The sequence below is a fragment of the Streptomyces sp. 8P21H-1 genome, assembly GCF_013302945.1.
Window position 1 is genome coordinate 16,140 of the sequence record NZ_JABTYA010000130.1, and the last position, 18,707, is coordinate 34,846.

Consider the following 18,707-nt stretch of genomic DNA (forward strand, 5'->3'; position numbering starts at 1 on the left):
CCTCCGGCCGGCAACCGCGCACAAGGGGATCCGGGCAAGCCGAAGGGCTGGCAGTTCGACTCGTCCCTCGTCCTCACCATGGTGCTGCTCGCGGGGGTGACGCTCCAGGGACCGGTCCGCGGGGCACTGTCGGCTCCCGTGATGCAGAGCTGGATGACCGTGTTCGTCGCGGTGATGGTGCAGGCGCTGCCCTTCCTCGTGCTCGGCGTCCTGCTGTCGGCGGTCATCGCGGTGTTCGTCCCGCCGTCGTTCTTCGCCCGCGCGCTGCCGGAACGGCCGGCCCTCGCGGTACCGGTCGCCGGGATGGCGGGGGCGGTGCTGCCGGGGTGCGAGTGCGCGTCCGTACCGGTGGCCGGGGCGCTGGTGCGCCGGGGTGTCACACCCGCGGCGGCGCTGGCGTTCCTGCTGTCGGCGCCGGCGATCAACCCGATCGTGCTGACCGCGACCGCCGTCGCCTTCCCCGGCGAGCCGCGGATGGTCCTGGCCCGCTTCGTGGCGAGCCTGCTGGTGGCCTGCGCGATGGGCTGGCTCTGGCACCGGCTCGGCCGTACCGACTGGCTGCGCCCGCCGGCCCGCCCTTCGTCGGACGGCCTCGGCAGGGGAGCGGCGTTCTGGGGATCGGTACGGCACGACGTGATGCACGCGGGAGGGTTCCTGGTGGTCGGCGCGATGGCCGCGGCCACCCTCAAGGCGGTGGTCCCGGCGGACTGGCTCGGTCTCGCCGCCGGCCACCCGGTGGTGGCGGTCCTGGCCCTGGCGGTGCTGGCCGTCCTCCTGTCCATCTGCTCCGAGGCGGACGCGTTCGTGGCCGCGTCCCTGACCCAGTTCTCACTCACGGCCCGGCTGACCTTCCTGGTGGTGGGCCCGATGATCGACCTGAAGCTGTTCGCGATGCAGACGGCCACGTTCGGCCGCGAGTTCGCCCTGCGCTTCGCACCGGCCACGTTCACGCTGGCCGTCCTGGTGTCGTCCCTGGTCGGGGCGGTGCTCCTGTGAACCGCCAGGCGCAGGCAGCCGTGCTGTTCCTCACCGGCGGGGCGATCCTGCACACGGGCCTCACCGACCTCCACCTGCGGTACGTCAAGGCGGGGCTGAGGCCGTTGCTGCTGGCGGCGGGGCTGATCCTGATCGCGACGGCACTGGCGACGATCCGGTACGAACGCCGGGCCGCACGCACCCATCCCCAAGAAGCCCCTCCTTCCGCCCCCGCCCATGTCCACCGGGAACCCTGGATCGCCTGGCTCCTCGTCCTCCCCCTCCTGGCCCTCGTCCTGGTCTCCCCGCCCGCCCTCGGCAGCTACAGCGCGATGCGCACGGGCACGGCCCTGCAGAAGCAGCCGTGGGGCTTCGCGGACCTGCCCGCCGGCGACACGGTCCGGCTGAGCCTGGTCGACTACGCGGGCCGGGCGGCGTACGACGGGGGCCGCTCGCTGGCCGGCCGCCGTATCAGGACCGCGGGCTTCGTGGCGGTGGACCGCGACGGCGCCCCGTACCTGGTCCGGATGGCCCTCAGCTGCTGCGCGGCGGACGGCCGGCCGGTGAAGGTGGGCCTGACGGGCCGGACGCCTCCGGTCCTGCGCCCGGACACCTGGCTGGAGGTCACCGGCACGTACACGCCGAAGCAGATCGAGGACCCGGTGAACGGCGGCGTCATCCCGTTCCTCGACATCACGGAGGCGAAGCCGGTCGAGGCGCCCCGGGACCCGTACGACGAGAGCTGGAACGGCTGAGCTGGAACGGCTGAGCTGGAACGGCTGAGCCGGAGCGACCGAGCCGGAGCGGACGGGGACCGACCTGTCGATCCTCTGTCTATCCGGGGGATGCGTGGGGAAAGAGGGCCGGGGTTCGGCCAGGATGAAGGAACGGCGGTCGAGGCCGCTCAATCCTTTCGCTCCTCTCAAGGAGGCCAGGAACGATGAACCGCAACCACGTCCACCCCTCCAGGCGCGCACTCCTGGGCGGTGCCGCCCTCGCCGCGTTCACGGCGGCGACCGGCACGGGCACGGCGAACGCAGCCGCCACGACCGCCCCGGCCACGTGGCCGACGGAGTTCCCGCTGCCCGACGGCTTCCTCCCCGAGGGCATAGCCATCGGCAGAAAGCCGTACGCGTACACGGGCTCGCGCGCCAACGGCGCCCTCCACCGCACGGACCTGCGCACGGGGAAGGGCGGGATCCTCTTCGCGGGCGGCACCGGCCTGGTCGCGGTGGGCCTGAAACTCGACCACGACGGCCTGCTGTACGTGGCGGGCAACACGGGAGTGGCCCGTACCCACGACTCCCGCACGGGCGAGATCGTCACGACGTACCGGCTGACGGAAGCGACCGGCCACTTCATCAACGACGTGACGCTCCTGGGCGACCGGGCCTGGTTCACGGACTCACGGGCCGCGGCGCTGTACGCGGTCCCGCGCGGCCGGTCCGGAGCCGTACGGACGCTGCCCCTCACCGGGGACTGGGTCCAGCTCCCGGACGTCAACAACGCCAACGGCGTCGTGGGCACCCCGGACGGCCGCGCCCTGATCGTCGTGAAGAGCACCCCGGGCGAGCTGTACAAGGTGGACATCCGGACGGGCCACGCCACGAGGATCACCCTGGTCGGCGCGACGGACGTGGTCAACGGCGACGGCCTCCACCGCACCGGCCGCACCCTGTACGTGGTCCAGAACCGCCTGAACCGCATCAGCGTGTTCCACCTGGACGCCAGGTCCACGACGGCGACCCTGACCGGCACGATCACGGACCCCCGCTTCGACGTCCCCACCACGGCAGCCCGCTACGCGAACCGCCTGTACCTGGTCAACGCCCGCTTCACGAGCCCCCAGACCCCGGAGACGACGTTCACGGGGGTGGCGGTCCCACTCTGACCGAAAGCTTCGATGTACGTGGGCACAGCCTGTTGGGCCGCTGCCGGACCGAGTCGCCTGCCGGTCGTACGAGAGGATCGGCGGGCGACCCTGCTCCGCGCCGAACTCGTCAGCGTGGCCGCCGCGCCACATCCACACGCGTTCGATCCGGGATCGCGTGTTCGATCAAAATGAGCTGTTGTGCAACTTAACAGGCCATAGTGATGGTGGACGCTTCGTCGGCGGGGCCCTGAGCGGCAGCATGGTCGGATCACTCGAACGGTGTGTTTGCCGCGGAGCGCGATCTTCGGGGGTGCGGGGTGAACCGCGTGTGGCCGACGTCCACTTTTCTCGGCAGGCTGCGGCAGGCGAGTCGGGAAGAGCTGCTGAAGCAGGGAATTGAGAAAAACTATTCTCCGCATCAGACGCTGTTGCAGCAGGGCGACTCAAGCCGCCACGTGCTGCTTCTCACGCGCGGTGTCGTCAAGGTGACAGCCAGCTCCGAAAGTGGGAACACCGTACTTCTTGCCGTCCGTATAGCGGGTGATCTGGTAGGTGAGATGGCGGCGTTCGAAGACCTTCCCAGGTCGGGCACCGTGGTGGCGTGCAATGAGGTGTCCGCACGGATCGTGCAACTGCATGCCTTCGAAGCGTTCCTGACGCGGAATCCGGACGCGATGAAGGCGGTTCTGCGCATGCTGAGCGCCCGGCTGCGCTGGGCCAACCGCCGCCGGATCGACTACCGGTCCTACAGTGCGCCCATCCGGTTCGCTCGAGTGCTGGCCGAGTTGGGGCGGACGTACGCGCAGCCCGTGCCGGATGAAGTCGGCAAGCGGTGGGTCCTCGACGTCACCTTGACCCAGCGGGAACTGGCGTCACTGGCCGGGCTCGCCCTGCCGACGGCTGAAAAGAGCCTTTCCGCCCTGACGGCGATGGGGCTGGTGCAACGCAGTTACCGGAACATCACCATCTGTGACGTGCCGAAGTTGCTGGAATTCGCCAAACTGGCGGACGAGAACCCGTACTGAGAGGGAATTAGTTCCGGCCGATTCTCCTAGCCTCTGGTCAGCGCATTGCGCACAGTGCCTGCCCAGAGAGGATGATCCGGGTGGTTGAGTGGCACGGGTACTACCCCTGTACCTGTATAGCCGTGGACGCACAGTCCTACGGAAGCAAGAACGATCGACGTCAGTCAGAAATGCAACACGATTTGCCGCGAATTCTCGACGGAGCCGCCAGAAGCGCCGGACTGAGTCGTTCGGAGTGGCACATCCAGTGCAAGGGCGACGAGCAGCTCGCCGTTCTGCCCATGAGCGGAGATCAACCACGCCTGGTGGACGACTACTTCCGTCACCTGGTCTCGGAACTCCGTCACCACAACGAGCAGCGGATTCCCGAAGCCCGCATGCGGTTGCGGGCCGCGATGCACCAGGGCCCCGTGGAGCTCGCCGACAACGGATTCGCCGGGACAGCGGTCGTCGTCACCGCACGACTGCTCAACTCGCGCCCTCTTTATGACGCGTTGGACGCATACGCCGCCGCTGACCTGGCGTTGCTGCTGTCCGACGAGGTCTTCCGTTCCACCGTGGCGGGCGGCCACACCATGCAGCGGGTCTCGGACTTCAGCCGCGTCACCGTGAGGCTGAAGGAGCACGAGTCCACCGCCTGGCTCACCGTACCCACGATCGGCGCGCCGCTCGCCGTGACGGAGGACCGGGAATCCGGCGGACGGCCGGTCGGCGACCGCCCGTACCGGGCTTCCGCGGACCGGTCGGCACCGGCGCCCGAGCCGGACGAGGGCGATGTGGAACCGAGCCGGAACAGTGCCTCGGCGGTCCGTGACGCCTATCGAGCGGAGCGGATGAACGTCACTCACATGAACGGCCCGGTGGACGCGCGAGGTGCCGTGTTCGGTTTCGGGAGCACCGGTGTCTGAGGCGGTCGAGGATGCGGCCCGGCCCGTCCCGAACGACGGCTGGGACATACCACCGGTCGCACCCGTCGTGTCCGTCGGCGAGGACGGAGCGGTGGCGGCTCCGCAGGACGACGAAGCCGCGCGGGACGCGAATGACGGCACGGCACGGGAGCAGGCGGAATCCGCCGACGACCGGAAGGCGCAGGACCGGGCCCGGGAGAAGCGCAGGGCCGAACAGCGGGAGGGCGAGGAGGACGGAAAGGGGTACGACGAACTGCGGCAGGTCCACCAGCGGGTCTACAACAACTTCTACGCCTCGGTGGATGCCTCCGGCGCGGCTTTCGGGTTCGCCGCGGCCGCGGCTTCGGGGCTGGTGCCGGGTGTCGTGGCGCCGGAGGCGGTGGACGAGGCCCTGCGCTACTACCTCCGCCCCGAACCGTGTTTCGAGGAGGCGCTCGACAGGCTGAGGAGTGACTCCCTCGTCGTCCTGACGGGTCAGGACGACATCGGTCGTGGTGCGGGTGCCTTCGCGCTTCTCCGGCAGGCCGCCGGTGACGGCGTACCGCTGCGCAGTCTGTCCCCGGCCAACGCGTTGGCCGATCTGGCCGGGACGGCGGCCATCGAGGCGGGCCACGCGTACATCATCCGGGATTACGTCGGCGAGACGAACGTCGCAGCCGTGCAGGCGTACGAGATCGGACGGCTGAGCGAAGAGCTGTGCCGTAAGGGCGCCTTCCTGGTGATCACCGCGGACGACACGTCACTGCGACGCCTGGCGCTCAAGGGTCACTGCGTCCCGTGGCACGCCCCGGACGCGATGCAACTGTTCCAGCACTGTCGGGAACGGCTGCCGCCTGTCGAGATCGACCCGGAGACGGAGAAGGAACTGCTGGAGAGCGTCGCCGAACAACGACGCCCGGCAGAGGTCGTGGCCGCAGCCGTCACTCTCTCCCGGAGCCCTCTGGAGGCCATCGAAAGACTCCGGGACAGCGACAGCGCATGCGTACAGGAGTGGTTCCGACGTCGGCCGGGCGCCGACGACCTGCTGCCTGTTGCCGCCCTCGCCTTTCTGGAGGGGGTTCCTGAGCGGACGTTCGAAAAGGCGAGCGCTCAACTCTTCGTCCACCTGCGCAACTGGGAACTGCACGGAGAGACACCCGTCACCGAACGGGAACCCGTGACCCCGCTTCCGCCACGAAGCGGCAGCTTCGAACAGTCCCGTGCCCGCTGGAAGGAGCGCGCGGTCGGGCTTGTCGAAGTGCGGCGCCGCTCCGGACTCGGCCAGGATGCCTCTCGTGGTGAACGGTGCCTGGTCTTCACCTCGCCCCGCATCCGTGACCTCGTCATCTGTGAACTTCACAGTCTGTACGGGTACGAGCTGTGGTATCCGATGAGGCAGTGGCTGGGCGACCTCTCCAGGATGCCGGACCTCGACGCCCGTACGGAGGTCGCCCGCGGCACGGCGATGCTCGCCAGGTACGGGCCGGCCGAGGTCGAGGAGTACCTGCTGCGGAACTGGGCCGAGGGCATCACAAGCCAACGAGTCACCGCCGCGCTGACTCTGCAGTTCATGTGCGAGGCGGAGCGACTCGCACCACAGGCGCTGGCCATCGTCCTCAGTTGGGCGGACAACAACGGACCGGGCCGTGCCGTCACCACGGCCATGGCGCTGACGGGGAGACTCGGTTCGCTCTACCGGCTGGAGGCCCTCAACTGGCTCTGGTTCCTGACCGGGCGCGGCGAACGCATCGCCTTCGCCGCACGTCGCTCCCTGGTGCTGCTGCTGCAGACCACGGAGCAGGAACCGGACCGCGCCCTGCTCACCCTGCGATACGCGCGCACCCGTGTCGAGTCGGCCGAAAGACGCTCCAGGGACCGACTCGACGCTCTGCGCACGGTCGTGCAGCTTCTGGAGGCAGACCGGTTGGAGGGGCCGGGAACGGTTCCTTCAGCACTCCTGCGCCAGGATCCGGACAGCGCCCGCCACCTGGGATTCCTGTGGACGGCCGTACTGCTCAGCACCTTCCGCCACCGGGCCGTCCAGGCACTGTGCCGCACCCTGCTGCACCTGCGGGAGGACCCTGCCGCGACGGACGCCGTCCGCCGCCTCGGCGAGGCGATGCGGGTCGGGACGAGCTCTTCCCAGTGGAACGGTCTCGCCCATGCCCTGTCCACCGCTCTACGGAATCCCGACTTCGCGATCCCCGGCACCCAAGAACTGGCGCGTGTGCTGGTCGGTTCGCTGCACGGCCGGTCCCGCCCGGGCTCCGGCCGGCGCCCGGTATCACCCCTCACCCATGTCGTTTCTTCTGCCCGAGGAGGCCGAAGCAAGTGAACTACCCGGTCATCACCGAGGAGGTCCTGGGCACCGTCCAGGGCAAGCTGTGGTCCCGGCGCCGACGCCGCGACGACGTGCCGGCGCTTCCGCCGGGCGCGGTCTACGTCTTCAGGGTCGGCGGCAACTACCGCGTCTTCCCCGAGGGCATGGTCTTCGACCCGTCCCACCCGGATGTGCTCGACGCGTCCTCCGTGAGCCTGGTGGACACCCGGGCACGTCTGGTCGAGGTGGAACGCACCCTCCCCTCGGTGAGCGAGGCGGACAACTTCACGGTCCACGCCTCCTTCACCTGTCAGGTGACCGACCCCACGATCATCGCCAGGCAGGGGGTCATAGACGTCGCCGAGCCTCTGCGTGCCTACCTGCTCGCGGACAGCGACCTGCCGAGGGTGAGCGCGGGACACCGGGTGGAGGAGATCAACGCGGTCCGTGCGGAGGTGGCCCGGCGTATGACCGCCTACAGCGCGGTCGTGCCGCCGCGGGTGGCCGGTATGAGCGTGGAGTTCGTCAGCGCCGAGGTGAGCACGTCGGAGAGCCTGCGCGCCTGGGAGGAAGCCCTGCGCAACCAGCGCCGTACCGGTCAGTTGACCCAGTTGGAAATGGACGTCGAGACCCAGACCGCCGCGAGGATCGCCGAGGTGCTGGCGCAGGGGTCCAACCATGTGGATGCCTTCGGCATCGCGCGGGCGGAGATCGATGTCACCGAGGCTGCGGCTCGTATCCACCGGATCACCGAGGAGAACGCGAGTCGCCAGGGCAAGGAGGATGCGGCCGACCGGGCCCATGCCCGCGCACAGGAGACGGCAGAGACGCAGATGCGGCGCGACATGGTGCTGACCCTGCTGCGGCAGATGGGTGGCAGTGACCACTTCGTCGACTACCACCAAGTCCTCGAACAGGTGTTGCAGGACGCGGGCGGAGCTCCGGCCGTCGGCTCGAACACGGCCCACGCCCCCATGGTGGGGCCAGGAACGGCTGGCGACATCGCATCGGCACAGAAGAAGCATGCGACGTCCACGAAGGACCGGCGTGAGGGTTTCGTCCAGAACGAGGACGATCTCGTTGACTGATCACACCACCCGCTCCACGGCCACTGCTCCCGATCCTGAGGGCGCACGCCCCGACGGATCGCGGTGGCTGACACGCACGTTCATGGGCCGCCGTACGAACCGTGCCACCGGCCCTGCGGTGCGACGGCCCGTCGACCTCGCCACACGGTTGCGCGTCCTGAGCGGTGCCAGCGAAGAGCTCCTCGACCGGACGCCGCACGAACGTGGCAAGTACACGGCACTCGGGGGAGTGGTACTCGGTACCTCTGTCATCGCGGGGTTCTCCATGTGGAACTTCGCGACAGAGGCATTGGGCAGGGCGTCCGTCCTGGCAGTGGTTCCGACCGTGATCTGGATGCTGTTCGTACTCAACCTCGACCGTCTGCTGGTCACTCCTCAGCCCAACGCGCGACGGCAGACCGGTCCGCTTGTGCTGAGACTGCTCATCGCCTTGATGCTGGGCGTCGTGATCGCCGAGCCTCTCGTGCTGAGAATCTTCGCGACCGCCGTGGAGGCACACGTCGCCGCTGAGCGCATCGGCGACGTGGACCGGCTGCGGTCCCGCCTGGTCCACTGCAATCCCGTTCCCAGCACCACGACGACCAGCGCGCCGAAGGGCTGCGCCGGCACGTATGTGTTGTCCTTCGCCACGATGCCCGGTCGGCAGAACGACGAGCTGGCCTCGTTGCGTGCGGACGCTGCCGACCTGCAGAAGCGGGTGGACCGGGATACGGCCAGGCTGCAGACGATCGACGGCAAAGCGGATACCGAGTGCCGTCGACTGATCCGGATGGCCGCCACCGGTCTGCTGCAGCGCACTTCCGAGTGCGTTCGGCTGAGGGAGAACGCCCGCGACTACCGGACCACTCACCGCACCGAGGAGAACGAGACGCGCCTGGCGGGGATGAACGACCGCATCGAACGCATCGAGGGCCGACTGACCTCGGCGAGGGGTGACTTCCTCAAGGCCCGCTCGAAAGGCATCGAGCAGCGAATCGCCGAGGAAAGAGCCAAGCAGAAGGAGATCGGAGTCCTGGAACGCATCCAGGCACTCGACGAGCTCGCCGGCGGGAACACGGTGGTCTTCGTGGGCATCTGGATGATCCGCCTGCTCTTCGTTCTGCTCGACATGCTGCCCGTCATGGTGAAGTTCCTCGGTCGCGAGAATTCCTACGACCAGATGCTCACCCTGCACAGCAACAGCGCAGTCAAGATATACGGCGAGCAGGTGCGGTTCGAAGAACGCCGAGCCCTGGCCGACATCGAGATCGCCCAGGACGCCATCGAGCAGGAGATCCGCCGTAACCGGGCCGAGTCGGAGGCCGCCCTGCGGGAGCACGCGGCCGCGATGAACATCCGCGTACGTCAGGCGGTGAACACCCTGGAGGAGGAACTCCGCCGCAGCTCCAGCGTCTGACAAGGGCGTCCGAGGAACGGAGCCACGGCCGCCCCGGTCAATCGCCGGGGCGGCCGCGTCACGGCAGTCGCAGCGACGACCGACAGGAGCATCATGGCCATGGACGAAGGCGCGACGGAGCCCACTCGCGACGTCCAGCTCGTACGGACCCTGCTGAGCGAGGCACGTGAAGAGTCACTGAAAGCTGACAACAAGGCCGGCTTCCTTCTCGCATCCATGGGTGCCGCACTGACCGCACTGCTCGGCGCGATCATCGGTGATGTCATCGAACCGCGAGGCCATGCCATCCCCGCGCAGATCCTGCTCTGGGCTGGCTGCGTCACCTGCCTTGCTTCCCTCACGCTGCTCGGCATGGCCATCACTCCACGCCTGGGCCGGCCCCAACTCGTCCGCGCGCACTATTTCGGTGACGTGAACAGAGCGGTATCGGTTGTTCACGTGCAGGAAGCCGTACGACGTACGGATCCTCTGGAGCGTGATCTGAGCCAGCTGAGGGTCATGTCCCGCACGGTCTGGATCAAATACCGCTGCATTCGCCATGCGATGGTCTGGAGCGCGGCCTTCGTCACCCTGACGCTGCTGGGCATCTTGATCGGCACATCGAACTGACCACGCTGATCGCCGTCTCCGGGATCATGGACCGGCCTCGAACCGATCGATGCCGGAGCAGTTGGCAGCACAGGTCGAAGACCGGGGCCGGGCCCGGTCGGCTGCGGACGGCAAGTGGCAGGAAAACGGACTCGACCTCTCCTCGACCGTGGGCCGACCGCTTGACGCGGCCGACGTCCGCCGGACCTTCCGTCGGGCACTCAAGGACATCCACGGGATCAACGCCGGGGAATGGACGCTTCGGGAGCTTCGGCACAGCTTCGTGTCCCTGCTGCCCGGTCGTGGCGTCCCGCTGGAAGTGATCTCCCGGCTTGTCGGCCACTCCGGTACGGCCGTGGCCGAGGAGGTCTACCGGAAACAGATCCGGCCCGTGATCCAGACCGGTGCCGTGGTCATGGACGGCATCTTCAAGCGGGGTCCGGAGCGGTAGTCACGCAGATAGACACGCATGCAGGAACAGGTGAGGTGCCTACCGAAACCGGTAGGCACCTCACCTGTTGTTTTGGCTGTCGGGGTGGCGGGATTTGAACCCACGACCTCTTCGTCCCGAACGAAGCGCGCTGCCAAGCTGCGCTACACCCCGATGTCGCTGGTGGCGGGCCACTCTCGTGGTGTGCCGTGGCGACGTCGTTTACTTTAGCCCACTGGTGGCCGGAGACGAAATCCGGTTTTCGGGGGACCGGTGGCGGCGCGACCCCGGTCTGAAGTGGTCCAGGGCGACGAGGAGGGCGGCCAGGCCGTAGCAGGCGACGCCGAGGATGGCGACGTTGCCCAGGACCTCGACGAAGCCGTGCCGGGTCACGTCGAGGAAGGGGTACGGGTAGCGGGCCGGTGTGCCCGGGGGCAGGAGCACGCCCCGGACCACCGTGGTGGCCAGGTACGCCACCGGAAGGATCGTCCACGTCGCCGCGCTGTGCAGGCGCAGCGCCCCCGGGCGGGTCAGCAGGAGCCAGTCCAGTGCCACCGCGGCCGGCACCGCCGTGTGCAGCAGGTGGTCCGCCACCGTGTGCCAGACCGTGGGCGTTCCGCCGCCCGACAGGGAGAACGGGATCGTGTCGTCCGCCAGGACCAGGTGGTGGACCAGGCCCGCGCCGACCGCGTACAGCACCGTGCAGGTGGTGACCGACGGTCGCAGCGGGTGGCGTGCCGTCCAGGCCCGCCGGGCCGTGACGGTGAACACCGCGGCCACCAGGATGCCGCTCAGGACGGTGAAGTGGCTCAGAGCGCGTACCGGGCTGCCCGACAGCAGGCCGAGCGCCACGCCCGTGGCGGCCGCCAGCGCGACGAGGAGGCGGAGGAGGGCGACCACGGGACGGCGTACGCGGGGGAGCACGGCGTACGCCGGCACCACGGGGACGGCCGCGGCGGCGGCCTTGGCGGCTATGCCGGGGACCCTGGGGATGTCCGGGATCTCCGCAGGTATGGGGGCGGTCATGCCCTCACGCTAGGCGGATCGGACAAAAGGGGCGAAGTGGATTCCGCCGGACGGGTGGCGTGTCGCCGGATGCCCCCCGTTACGCGGAGGCCCGCGTCGTCAGCGTCAGCAGTGTCGCCTCCGGCGGGCACGCGAACCGTACCGGTGTGTACCTGCTCGTCCCGCAGCCCGCCGACACGTGCATGTAGGACGTCCGGCCGGACTCCGCCTCCGTGTACGTGGACAGGCCCTTCACCCGCTCCGTGTCCAGGTCGCAGTTGGTGACCAGGGCGCCGTAGAAGGGGATGCACAGCTGTCCGCCGTGCGTGTGGCCCGCCAGGATCAGCGGGTAGCCGTCCGCGGTGAAGGCGTCCAGCGCGCGCAGGTACGGGGCGTGCACGACGCCGAGCGAGAGGTCGGCGCCGGCGGACGGGCCGCCGGCCACGCGCGCGTACCGGTCGCGCTTGATGTGCGGGTCGTCGAGGCCGGTCAGCTCGATCTCGAAGCCGTCGATCTTCAGTGAGTTGCGGGTGTTGGTCAGGTTCAGCCACCCCGCCGCGTCGAACCCGTCGCGCAGTTCCTCCCACGGGTTGTGGACCACGTTCGTGGCGGGCGCGTTGCCGTTCAGCCCGTGCCGGCCCTGCACCTTCTCGTACAGGTAGCGGGCGGGGTTGCGCAGGGTGGGCCCGTAGTAGTCGTTCGAGCCGAAGACGTACGCCCCGGGGAACTCCATCAGGGGGCCGAGGGCGTCCATGACCTCCGGCACGCCCTCCGGATCGGAGAGGTTGTCCCCGGTGTTGATGACGAAGTCGGGGCGCAGGCCGGCCAGCGAACGCAGCCAGCGCTGCTTCTTGCGCTGACCGCTCACCATGTGGATGTCGGAGACCTGGAGCACCCGCAGCGGCCGTATACCGGGCGGCAGCACCGGGACCGTCACCCGCCGCAGACGGAAGGAGCGGGCTTCGAACCCCGCCGAGTAGATCAGACCGGCGGCGCCTGCCGCCGCAATTCCCAGGGGTACTCCGTATCGCGCGCGCATACGCCCATCGTGTCAGACCCCCGCAGCCCCGGACCCCGGGGGAGGCCCCCGGCCGGCGGGAGCCGAATCCACGGGCGGTCGTGGCACCACACCTGCGACAATCACCCCATGACCACGCTCAAGTCGAAGCTGCAGGCAGACCTCAACGCCGCGATCAAGGAGCGCGACGAGCTCCGCTCCTCGACGCTCCGGCTGACCCTCGCCGCCGTCCAGAAGGAGGAGGTCGCGGGTACGCAGAAGCGCGAACTCTCCGACGACGAGGTGCAGAAGGTGATCGCCAAGGAGGCGAAGAAGCGCCGCGAGGCGGCCGAGGCGTTCGCGCAGGGCGGCCGTGCCGAGTCGGCCGAGCGCGAGAAGGCGGAAGGCGAGGTCCTCGCCGGGTACCTGCCGAAGCAGCTCTCCGACGACGAGCTCCGGCAGATCGTCGCGCAGGCGGTCGAGGAGGCGAGGGCGGCCGGGGCGGAGGGGCCGCGGGCCATGGGTCAGGTCATGAAGATCGTGAACCCGAAGGTGGCCGGCCAGGCCGACGGCGGCCGCGTCGCCGCGGCGGTCAAGAAGCTGCTCGCGGGCTGAGAGCTGAGGGCTGCGGGCTGAGGCAGGGCTGCGGGCTGAGGCAGGGCTGCGGTCCTGTCTGTCCGGGGAGTCCTGGGCAGACCCGGGTAGGTCTGGGCGGGACTGCAACCGACCGGTTCCACGGCCGGCTAAACAACCGGCCGCGTGTACGCCGATGGGGGCGCCCCTTGCTGCAAGGGGCGCCCCCATCGGCGTATCCGTGGAGTTCAGGGGGTCGGTTTACGGCCAGCCCTCCCAGCCGCCTCCGCCGTTCCCCCCGCCGTTGTTCCCCTCGTTCCCGCCGATCGTCCACTCGTCCGGGATCGAGAACGTCGGCGTCGGGAACTGGGGCTGACCGGGACCGCCGTTGTTCCCGCCCCCATTGTCATTTCCCCGGTTGTCCCCGTTACCGCCACTGCCGTCGTTGCCGCCATTGCCATTGCCATTGCCGTCGCCGGGACCGGGACCTGGATCGGGGCTGTTGCCGTCGTCCCCGTTGCCGCCGTCCCCGCGGCCCTCGTCCCCCTCGTCGCCGTCGGGGATGCTGACCAGGTTGAAGCCCGGGGACGCCTTGCCCGACAGGGCGCCGGTCATGGCGTCCTTCCAGATCGGCCCCGGCACCGCGCCGCCGAAGACCTTCTCGTGCCACTCCCCGCCGATCGTGATGTCGACCATCCTGACCTTCTGGGTGGCGCTGCCGACCCAGACCGCGCCGGACAGGTTCGGCGTGTAGCCGACGAACCAGGCGTTCTTGCGGAAGTCCGTCGTACCGGTCTTGCCGGCGTTGGGGCGGTCGGTGAGACCGGCCTGCTGACCCGTACCGGAGTCGACCACACCGCTCAGCAGCGTGTTGATGGTGTCCGCGGTGTTCTCCGACATCGCGCGTGAGCACGACGACTTCGGCACCTGCAGGGACTTCTTCTCACCGCCGAGCTGCTGGCTGATCGACGCGATCGCGATCGGCGTGCAGTACGTGCCCCGGTTGGCGAAGGCCGCGTACGCGCTCGCCATCGTCAGCGGCGAGATGCCGGTGGAACCGAGGGTGAGTCCCGAGGGCACCTGGGGCAGCTTGGTGCCGTTGCCCTGCACGACGCCCAGCTTGTCGGTGAGCTTCGCGACCGGGCACATGCCGGTGTCTTCGAGCATCTGCACGAAGTACGTGTTGACCGACATCTCCATGGCCTTCTTGAGCGGGTACGGGCCGACCTCCGACTCGTCCTCGTTCTCGACCTTGGCGTTCTCGCTGTTGCGCCAGACCTTCCCGTCGCACGCCCGGACCCGGTCGGGGTACGGCATCTCGTACGGGGCCGAGTAGACCTGCGTGGGCGGCTTGCCCTCCTCCAGGGCGGCCGCGGCCAGGAACGGCTTGAACGTCGAACCGGTCGGGAAACCGAAGTTCGACCCGCCCATCGCGTGGTCGACCGAGTAGTTGATCTCGGTCTCGTTCTTCCCGTAGCCGAACGGCTTCGACTGCCCCATCGCCAGGATCCTGCCGGAGCCGGGCTCGACGAGCGTCGACGCCGCCGCGACCTTGTCCGACTGGTTCACGTGGTCCCTGAGCGAGGCCTGGACCGACTTCTGGGCCTGCGGGTCGAGCGTCGTGCGGATCGTCAGACCGCCCTGGTCCCAGACCTTCGCCCGGTCCTTCTGCGTCTTGCCGAAGACCGGGTCGGTCAGGAAGACCTTGCGCACGTAGGAGCAGAAGAAGCTGGCGTCCTTGACGGCCGTGATGCAGCCGTTCTTCGGCTTGCTGACCTTCAGGCCGAGCGGCTTCGCCTTCGCCGCGGCGGCCTCCGCCTGCGAGATGTCGTGCACCTCGGCCATCCGCTGCAGCACCACGTTGCGCCGCTTCACGGCCTCGGCCTCGTCGTTGACCGGGTCGTACCGGCTCGGAGACTGGACGATGCCGGCGAGCAGCGCGGCCTCCTGCACCTCCAGGTCCCTGGCGGACTTGGAGAAGTAGCGCTGGGACGCGGCCTCCACGCCGTAGGCCTGCTGCCCGAAGAACGTGATGTTCAGGTAGTTCTCCAGGATCTTCTTCTTGCCGAGCTCCTCCTCGACCTGGATCGCGTACTTCAGCTCGCGGATCTTGCGGCCGAGGGTCTGCTGGGTGGCCTGGGCGACCTTGGTCGCGTCGTCGCCGGCCTCCTCGACGAAGACGTTCTTCACGTACTGCTGCGTCAGCGTCGAGGCACCCTCCGAGACCTCGCCGCTCCGCGCGTTCTTGTTCAGGGCCCGCAGGACGCCCTTGAGGTCGACCGCGCCGTGCTCGTAGAAACGCGCGTCCTCGATCGCGACGATCGCCTTCTGCATGTACGGCGAGATGTCCTTGAGGTCGACCACCGTGCGGTCGCGCGAGTAGACCGTGGCGAGCTGGCCGCCCTGGTTGTCCAGGATCACGGTGCGCTGGCTCAGGGGCGGCCGCTTCAGGTTCGCCGGGATCTCGTCGAACCCCTCGACCGACCCCTTGGCAGCGAGGCCGAGCGCGCCGAACGCCGGTACGGCGATCCCGGCCATGACAGCCCCCGCGAGCACACTGACACCGAGGAACTTGGCGGCCTGCTGCGTGGGAGACAGACCACCGCCCGAACGCTTTTTTGGCATGAGGGCAGCCTACGTTCTCATTCGCCGGACACGCGTAAGGCATTGGCCTAAGCTGCTCTCAACTGTCACAGCAGTAGGGCTACGTATCAATACGTCCGGCGACCCCGAATCGTTTCGGACCTCGCTCGACTTTTTGTCGAGCACGTGCCCGAATACGCCTTGTGTGTCATCCGGCGTCCGTTGTGACGCAACTGAAACGCCCCGGTTTGCCGGGAAGGTCACGTATGTCGTCGGGTCACTCCGTTGGGTGATCTGTCGCGTACCCATAGTCCATTCGGGCCATTCAAGATTGGGCCCGAAGGGGCTGGTTGACTGTGCCCACCTTCCGTAACGTCCTCAACTGGCGGCGGTGAATATGCCGCTGCCGCCGTGGGGGAGCCTCGATTCGGGAGAGGACGGCGCCGGTATGGGCTGGGTAACCGACTGGAGTGCGCAGGCGGCCTGCCGCACTACCGATCCGGATGAACTGTTCGTGCAGGGAGCAGCGCAGAACAGGGCCAAGGCGGTGTGCACCGGATGTCCGGTGCGCACGGAGTGCCTGGCCGACGCGCTGGACAACCGTGTCGAGTTCGGCGTGTGGGGAGGAATGACGGAGCGGGAGCGCCGCGCACTGCTGCGCAGGCGGCCGACCGTCACCTCCTGGCGCAGGCTGCTCGAGACAGCGCGTACCGAGTACGAGCGGGGGGCGGGAATACTGCCCCTCGACGAGGAAGAGGTGTACGAGAACTACGCAGCGGTCGGCTGACCGGGCTTTCGCGCCGGCTTCCGCGCCTGGTGGTCTTCGTGCCTGGTCTTCGCGCCGGCTGCCTGGTCTTCGCGCCGGGCGTCGGTGTCGGGCTTCGGCGCCGGGCTCTCGCGCATGCGACGGACCTGGGGACAGGCTCGCGGGTGGGCCCACAGCGGCTCCGTCTGCCCCTCGGTGACGGCTCCGTCTGCCCCGGAGGCGCGTGCCAGGGGTGCGAGTGGCGTCCTCGGAGGTACGAGTGACGCCCGCGTGACCCCGTACGACGACGTACGCGGCGATATGAGCGGCGTACGCCGATTCATGCGCTGTGCGCCGATCCGTGCGGCGTACCTGACGCGTGCCCGCGCGGCGTGCGGCACCGCACGCCGGCCACTGCGGCCCCAGCGATCCCGCGAGGCTCAGGAATCCGCGAGGCTCAGGAACCTCCGGCCGCGAGCCGGTCCCCGATGTTCCGCAACCCGGTGAGGTCGTGCACGTCACCGGGCAGCGCGGCCACTTCCGCCACCGCCACCTCGGGATGGAGCGCGGCGAAGCGGTCGCGCGTGCGCTGCTCGCGGGAGAGCAGCCGCATGCGCTCGGCGTGCAGCCTCAGCAGACCTGCGGTGAGCTGTTCGACGGTGCGGTGGTCGGCGCGGTGATCGTCCGCCCCGGCTCCGTCGGTACCGGTCCGGTCCGCGGCGGGGGAGCCTGCGTCGGATACGGGAGCCTCGGGGGCGTCGGTCTCGGTGGCGGGCGTTTCTGAAGCGGGCGTTTCCGGAGCGGATGAATCTGGATCGAACGGCTCCGGAACGGGCGACTCCGAAGCAGGCGATGCTGAACTGCCGTGCGGGTCGGGAGAGTTACGAAGTCCAGCTTTCCCGTCCACCTGATCCACAATGCGGGCCTTTTCAAGATTTTCCGCAGCGGTGATCGCACGTTCGGCGGACAGCTGGGTGGCGCCGCTGCCGTGGACCCGGTTCAGCACGAGCCCGGCGAGCGGCATGTCCTCCCCGGCCAGCCGCTCCACGAAGTACGCCGCCTCGCGCAGCGCGTCCCGCTCCGGGACCGCGACGACCAGGAACGCCGTCCCCGGCGCCTGGAGCAGCTTGTACGTGGCGTCCGCGCGGGTGCGGAAACCGCCGAAGGTGGTGTCCATGGCGGCCACGAACGTCTGCACGTCCTTGAGGAGCTGGCCGCCCAGCAGCTTGCCGAGGGTGCCGGTCATCATCGACATCCCGACGTTCAGGAACTTCATCCCGGCCCGGCCGCCCAGCTTGGCCGGTGCGGTCAGCAGCCGGATCAGCTTGCCGTCCAGGAACGAACCGAGCCGCTTGGGGGCGTCCAGGAAGTCCAGGGCCGAGCGCGAGGGCGGAGTGTCGACGACGATGAGGTCCCACTCGTCGCGGGCCCGCAACTGCCCCAGCTTCTCCATCGCCATGTACTCCTGCGTGCCCGCGAAGCCCGCCGAGAGCGACTGGTAGAAGGGGTTGCCCAGGATCGCGGCCGCCCGCTCGCGGTCCGCGTGCGCCTCGACGATCTCGTCGAAGGTGCGCTTCATGTCGAGCATCATCGCGTGCAGCTCACCGCCGGCGGAGTCGTCGATGCCCTTCACCCGGCGCGGGGTGTTGTCGAGCGCGTCGATGCCCATCGACTGGGCGAGCCTGCGCGCCGGGTCGATCGTGAGGACGACCACCTTGCGGCCGCGCTCGGCGGCGCGCAGCCCCAGGGCCGCCGCGGTGGTGGTCTTGCCGACGCCGCCCGAACCGCAGCAGACCACGATGCGGGTCCCCGGGTCGTCGAGCAACGTGTCGACACCCAGGAGGGAGCCCCGCGCGCGGGCGGACTCGCCCACGGGTGCGGACTCGCCCACGGCGGGTACGGACTCGCCCACGGGTGCGGACCCGTCCGTGCGGGCGGAGTCGTCCGAGGGGGCAGAATCGTTTGCGCGGGCCGGGTCCTGGCTCATGAGATCCCTTGCTGACGCAGTTCCGTGGCGAGTTCGTCCAGGCCCGCGAGGTCCATTCCCCCGGCGAGCAGCGGGAGCTCGTGCAGCGGCAGGTCCAGGTCCTGCAGGACGGCCCGCTGCTCGCGCTCCAGCGCGTACCGCTCGGCGTACTCGTGCGCCTCCTCCAGCAGCGGCCCCACCAGGCGCTCGGCGACCCCGCCGCGGCGCGCGCCGCCGAGTCCGGCGGCCGACAGCG

The 18,707-nt window shown here is 69.2% G+C and carries 15 protein-coding genes, 1 tRNA gene and 2 pseudogenes; 12 read left to right on the forward strand and 6 right to left on the reverse strand.

The annotated features are described in order from the left end of the window. The 10 genes and pseudogenes from HO151_RS02220 to HO151_RS02265 form a co-directional block, all read left to right on the forward strand. On the forward strand, positions 1-996 hold a 996-nt coding region (locus tag HO151_RS02220), incomplete at its 5' end, for a permease (RefSeq protein ID WP_254594641.1). Then, positions 993-1,730, forward strand: coding sequence for a TIGR03943 family protein (locus HO151_RS02225; protein WP_173894442.1), 738 nt, complete (start codon positions 993-995; stop codon positions 1,728-1,730). The genes HO151_RS02220 and HO151_RS02225, both read left to right, overlap by 4 nt. Positions 1,731-1,915: 185 nt before the next feature. Beyond that, on the forward strand, positions 1,916-2,866 hold the full coding sequence (locus HO151_RS02230) for an SMP-30/gluconolactonase/LRE family protein (protein ID WP_173894443.1): 951 nt from the start codon (positions 1,916-1,918) through the stop codon (positions 2,864-2,866). 263 nt (positions 2,867-3,129) lie between these two features. Continuing rightward, positions 3,130-3,873: a Crp/Fnr family transcriptional regulator gene (locus HO151_RS02235; protein ID WP_368039390.1), complete on the forward strand. Its 744-nt coding sequence runs from the start codon at positions 3,130-3,132 to the stop codon at positions 3,871-3,873. Positions 3,874-4,043: 170 nt separating this feature from the next. Then, positions 4,044-4,781 (forward strand): hypothetical protein, encoded by a 738-nt coding sequence (locus HO151_RS02240; RefSeq protein ID WP_254594642.1) that lies wholly within the window; start codon positions 4,044-4,046, stop codon positions 4,779-4,781. Beyond that, positions 4,774-7,095, forward strand: a complete 2,322-nt coding sequence (locus HO151_RS02245) for a hypothetical protein (protein ID WP_173894445.1) — start codon at positions 4,774-4,776, stop codon at positions 7,093-7,095. Before HO151_RS02240 ends, HO151_RS02245 begins: the two co-directional genes overlap by 8 nt. Further along, positions 7,092-8,168 carry a hypothetical protein gene (locus tag HO151_RS02250; RefSeq protein WP_173894446.1) on the forward strand — a complete coding sequence of 359 codons (1,077 nt, stop codon included), beginning with the start codon at positions 7,092-7,094 and terminating at the stop codon, positions 8,166-8,168. The genes HO151_RS02245 and HO151_RS02250 overlap by 4 nt, the downstream gene beginning before the upstream one ends. Further along, positions 8,161-9,564: a DUF4407 domain-containing protein gene (locus HO151_RS02255; protein ID WP_254594643.1), complete on the forward strand. Its 1,404-nt coding sequence runs from the start codon at positions 8,161-8,163 to the stop codon at positions 9,562-9,564. Before HO151_RS02250 ends, HO151_RS02255 begins: the two co-directional genes overlap by 8 nt. Before the next feature lie 93 nt (positions 9,565-9,657). Continuing rightward, entirely contained in the window at positions 9,658-10,173 is a 516-nt protein-coding gene (locus HO151_RS02260; protein WP_173894447.1) for a Pycsar system effector family protein, read from the forward strand. Positions 10,174-10,243: 70 nt separating this feature from the next. Further along, positions 10,244-10,603: pseudogene (locus HO151_RS02265) on the forward strand (tyrosine-type recombinase/integrase); the annotation flags it as partial. Between the two features lie 79 nt (positions 10,604-10,682). On the opposite strand, the gene HO151_RS02270 reads toward HO151_RS02265, so the two are convergent. The 3 genes from HO151_RS02270 to HO151_RS02280 form a co-directional block, all read right to left on the reverse strand. Continuing rightward, positions 10,683-10,756: transfer RNA gene (locus HO151_RS02270), tRNA-Pro, on the reverse strand. A gap of 48 nt (positions 10,757-10,804) precedes the next feature. Continuing rightward, positions 10,805-11,608 carry a Pr6Pr family membrane protein gene (locus HO151_RS02275; protein ID WP_173894449.1) on the reverse strand — a complete coding sequence of 268 codons (804 nt, stop codon included), beginning with the start codon at positions 11,606-11,608 and terminating at the stop codon, positions 10,805-10,807. Positions 11,609-11,687: 79 nt separating this feature from the next. Further along, the gene (locus HO151_RS02280; RefSeq protein ID WP_173894450.1) at positions 11,688-12,626 is read right to left on the reverse strand and encodes a metallophosphoesterase; all 939 of its coding nucleotides are present in this window, start codon (positions 12,624-12,626) and stop codon (positions 11,688-11,690) included. Between the two features lie 108 nt (positions 12,627-12,734). Here HO151_RS02280 and HO151_RS02285 point away from each other — a divergent pair, with 108 nt between their 5' ends. Further along, positions 12,735-13,199: a GatB/YqeY domain-containing protein gene (locus HO151_RS02285; RefSeq protein ID WP_173894451.1), complete on the forward strand. Its 465-nt coding sequence runs from the start codon at positions 12,735-12,737 to the stop codon at positions 13,197-13,199. 219 nt (positions 13,200-13,418) lie between these two features. On the opposite strand, the gene HO151_RS02290 is transcribed toward HO151_RS02285, so the two are convergent. Then, complete coding sequence (locus HO151_RS02290) at positions 13,419-15,782, reverse strand: transglycosylase domain-containing protein (protein ID WP_173894452.1); 2,364 nt, start codon at positions 15,780-15,782, stop codon at positions 13,419-13,421. A 406-nt stretch (positions 15,783-16,188) separates the two neighbouring features. Here HO151_RS02290 and wblA point away from each other — a divergent pair, with 406 nt between their 5' ends. Beyond that, positions 16,189-16,527 (forward strand): transcriptional regulator WblA, encoded by a 339-nt coding sequence (gene wblA / locus HO151_RS02295; RefSeq protein ID WP_055515737.1) that lies wholly within the window; start codon positions 16,189-16,191, stop codon positions 16,525-16,527. A gap of 415 nt (positions 16,528-16,942) precedes the next feature. Here wblA and HO151_RS02300 read toward each other — a convergent pair whose 3' ends face one another. Next, positions 16,943-18,472, reverse strand: coding sequence for an ArsA family ATPase (locus tag HO151_RS02300; protein WP_173894453.1), 1,530 nt, complete (start codon positions 18,470-18,472; stop codon positions 16,943-16,945). Beyond that, positions 18,469-18,707, reverse strand: a pseudogene (locus HO151_RS02305) (ATPase); the annotation flags it as partial. The pseudogene HO151_RS02305 and the gene HO151_RS02300, both read right to left, overlap by 4 nt.

Coding starts and splice junctions, on each gene's coding strand:
- HO151_RS02290 (WP_173894452.1), bottom strand. CDS start 15,782: ATGCCAAAAAAGCGTTCGGGCGGTGGTCTGTCTCCCACGCAGCAGGCC.
- HO151_RS02230 (WP_173894443.1), top strand. CDS start 1,916: ATGAACCGCAACCACGTCCACCCCTCCAGGCGCGCACTCCTGGGCGGT.
- HO151_RS02240 (WP_254594642.1), top strand. CDS start 4,044: ATGCAACACGATTTGCCGCGAATTCTCGACGGAGCCGCCAGAAGCGCC.
- wblA (WP_055515737.1), top strand. CDS start 16,189: ATGGGCTGGGTAACCGACTGGAGTGCGCAGGCGGCCTGCCGCACTACC.
- HO151_RS02300 (WP_173894453.1), bottom strand. CDS start 18,472: ATGAGCCAGGACCCGGCCCGCGCAAACGATTCTGCCCCCTCGGACGAC.
- HO151_RS02285 (WP_173894451.1), top strand. CDS start 12,735: ATGACCACGCTCAAGTCGAAGCTGCAGGCAGACCTCAACGCCGCGATC.
- HO151_RS02280 (WP_173894450.1), bottom strand. CDS start 12,626: ATGCGCGCGCGATACGGAGTACCCCTGGGAATTGCGGCGGCAGGCGCC.
- HO151_RS02260 (WP_173894447.1), top strand. CDS start 9,658: ATGGCCATGGACGAAGGCGCGACGGAGCCCACTCGCGACGTCCAGCTC.
- HO151_RS02275 (WP_173894449.1), bottom strand. CDS start 11,608: ATGACCGCCCCCATACCTGCGGAGATCCCGGACATCCCCAGGGTCCCC.